Source organism: Streptomyces sp. NPDC050625, assembly GCF_040654755.1.
GTDB lineage: Bacteria > Actinomycetota > Actinomycetes > Streptomycetales > Streptomycetaceae > Streptomyces.
The window spans coordinates 1-3,297 of the sequence record NZ_JBFAIQ010000101.1; the positions used below are offsets into that span (position 1 = coordinate 1).

Here is a 3,297-nt window from a genome sequence, read left to right on the forward strand (position 1 = left end):
GGCATCGAGACCCTCGGCGAGCTGGGCGTGACCACGTTCGTCGAGATCGGCCCCGGCGGCGTCCTCAGCGCCCTGGCGCAGGCGTGCGCGGACGAGGCCGTCACCGTGCCCGCCCTGCGTGCCGACCGCCCTGAGCGGCAGGCACTTGTGACAGCTTTGGCCCATCTGCACACGCACGGCGTGTCCGTGGACTGGGACGTGTTCTTCGCCGGTGCCCGGAAGACTGACCTGCCGACCTACGCGTTCCAGCACGAGCGGTACTGGGTCGACGCCCCGCAAACCGCTGCTGCCACGCTGGTGGACCCGGTGGACGCGGAGTTCTGGGAGACCGTGGAGCGCGGGGACCTGCGGGCCCTCGCCGAGACCCTGGGCATCGGGGCGGGGGACGCGTTCAGCGACGTGCTGCCGAGGCTGTCGTCGTGGCGTCGGCAGCGCAAGGAGCGCTCCACCGTGGACGGTTGGCGCTACGACGTCACCTGGAAAGGGATACCCGACCCCGCGCCGCAGGCCCCTGCCCGGATCGGTGTATGGCTGGTTCCGGTCAGCGCTGCGCAGCTCGGCGACGGCTGGGTCACCGCCTGCCTCCGCGGGCTGACCGAGCGGGGCCTGGCCCCGGTGCCGGTCCCGGTCGAGCCGGCCACCGGGCGTGAGGATCTGACCGCCCAGCTCGCCCGAGCGGCCGGTGACGAGACCGTGGCGGGCGTCCTGTCGCTGCTGGCCCTCGACGACGGGCCCGCCCCGGCGGCCGCCGCACTGACCGTCGGCGTCGCGCTGTCCGTCCTGCTCGTCCAGGCCCTGGGCGACGCGGGCATCGGCGCCCCGCTGTGGTGCGCGACCCGTAACGCGGTGGGCGTGAGCCCCGGCGACGAGGTGACGGACCCGTACCAGTCCCAGGTCTGGGGTCTGGGCCGGGTGGCGGCGCTGGAGCACGCGCCGCGCTGGGGCGGTCTCGTCGACCTCCCGGACACGGTCGACGACCGGGTCGTCGGCCGACTCGCCGCGGTGCTCGGCCAGTCGGCCGAGGACCAGATCGCGATCCGCGACCGCGGGGTGTTCGCGCGGCGCCTGTCGCGTCTGCCCGCAGCCCGGAGCGACCGGTCGTGGTCGCCGCGCGGCACTGTCCTGATCACCGGTGGTACGGGTGCGCTGGGCGGGCACGTCGCCCGCTGGCTCGCCGGTGCGGGCGCGGAACACCTGGTGCTCACCAGCCGCCGCGGCCCCGCGGCGCCCGGCGCCGCCGGCCTCACGGCCGAACTGGAGGAGGCGGGCGTCCGCGTGACCGTCGCCGCCTGCGACGTGGCCGACCGCGAAGCGCTGGCCGCGCTGCTTTCCGAGCACCCGGTGAACGCCGTCGTCCACACGGCCGGCACCGCCGAGGCGGGCATGCTCGCCGAGACGAGCCTCGGCGACTTCGCGGCGACGGTCGCCGCGAAGGCTCTCGGGGCCGTGCACCTCCACGAACTGCTCCGCGGTCAGGAGTTGGACGCCTTCGTCCTCTTCTCCTCCGTCTCCGGTGTCTGGGGAGGCGGCGGGCAGGCCGCCTACTCGGCCGCGAACGCCTTCCTCGACGGCTTGGCGCAGCGCCGGCGGGCCCGTGGCCTCGCCGCGACCGCGATCGCCTGGGGCCCGTGGGGCGAGGGCGGCATGGTCGCCGACGCCGGGGACGAGGAGCGGTTGCGGCAGCGCGGCTTGAGCGTGCTGCGGCCGGACCGGGCGATCTCCGCGCTGCACGGTGCGCTGAGCGACGGCGACGGCACGGTCACCGTGGCGGACGTGGACTGGAAGCGGTTCGTCGTCCCGTTCACCGTCAGCAGGCCGAGCGCGCTGCTGAGCGACCTGCCCGAGGTCAGGGACGCCCTTGCGGAGGAGCCCGCCGGGCAGGGCGCGGAGCCGTCCGCGCTCAAGGCGAAGCTGTCGGCGCTGTCCGAGGGCGAACAGCAACGCCTGCTCGTGGATACGGTGTGCGCGCACGCGGCGGCTGTACTCGGCCACAGCGGTTCCGCGGCGGTGGAACCGGACGTGGCGTTCCGGGACCTCGGGTTCGACTCCCTGACCGCGGTGGAGCTGCGCAACCTGCTCAATGCCGACACCGGCCTGACCCTGCCCGCGACACTGGTCTTCGACCACCCGACGCCCGAGGCGATCGCCCGCTACCTGCGCAGCGAACTCGCAGACGAGACGGGCCCGGACGAGGTGTCCGTCTTCAGCGAGCTCGACCGGCTCGAGTCGGTGATCTCGACGGCCGCCTCCGCCGAGGAGACGGTCCGGTCGGGGGTGCGCAGGCGGCTGCAGGAAGTGCTGGCCCTGGTCAACTCCTCCGGAGAAACCGGAGAACACGGCGCGGAATCCGCCGATGCGCGGCGCCGGCTCCAGGACGCGACGGTCGACGACATCTTCGATCTGATCGATCAAGATCTAGAAAATTCCTAGTTCTTGGCGCTCTACCTTTAACGACAGCCGAGGACGGATGAGGCGGATGAGCAGCAACGAAGACAGGCTTCTCGAGTATCTCAAGCGCGTCACCGGAGACCTTCGTCAGGTCCGGGAGCGCCTTCGCGAGGTAGAGGAGAAGGACCAGGACCCCATCGCCATCGTCGGAATGGCGTGCCGGTATCCGGGCGGCGTGCGTTCGCCGGAGGACCTGTGGCAGTTGGTGGCCTCCGGTGGTGACGCGGTCGGCGAGTTCCCGGCGGACCGGGGCTGGGACGTGGAGGACATCTACGACCCGGACCCGGAGGCGACGGGGAAGACGTACGCGCGGCACGGTGGATTCCTGTACGAGGCGGGGAAGTTCGACCCGGGGTTCTTCGGGATCAGCCCGCGTGAGGCCGTGGCGATGGATCCGCAGCAGCGCCTGCTGCTGGAGACCACGTGGGAGACGTTCGAACGGGCCGGTATCGACGCGGAGTCGGTGCGCGGCAGCCGTACCGGGGTCTTCGTCGGATCCGGCTACCAGGACTACGTCAACCTTCTGGTCGGGGTGGGCGGCGAGTCCGCCGGCCATCTCGGGACCGGCAACTCCGCCAGCGTGATGTCCGGCCGTATCGCCTACACCTTCGGCCTGGAGGGCCCGGCGGTCACGGTCGACACGGCGTGTTCGTCGTCGCTGGTGGCGCTGCACTGGGCGATCCAGGCGCTGCGCAACGGCGAGTGCTCCACGGCGCTGGCCGGCGGCGTGCAGGTGATGACCACTCCCACCGCGTTCGTGGAGTTCAGCCGCCAGCGCGGACTCTCCGCCGACGGTCGGTGCAAGGCGTTCGGCGCCGGCGCCGACGGCACCGGCTGGGCCGAGGGTGT

General features: G+C 72.7%; 2 protein-coding genes. Both read left to right on the forward strand.

Annotated features, from left to right (window positions below; translation table 11 throughout):
• On the forward strand, nt 1–2,430 hold a 2,430-nt coding region (locus AB0I54_RS47980), incomplete at its 5' end, for an SDR family NAD(P)-dependent oxidoreductase (RefSeq protein WP_363302728.1).
• A 46-nt stretch (nt 2,431–2,476) separates the two neighbouring features.
• Nucleotides 2,477–3,297, forward strand: an 821-nt coding sequence (locus tag AB0I54_RS47985) for a beta-ketoacyl synthase N-terminal-like domain-containing protein (protein ID WP_363302729.1), incomplete at its 3' end; no start/stop codon positions are given.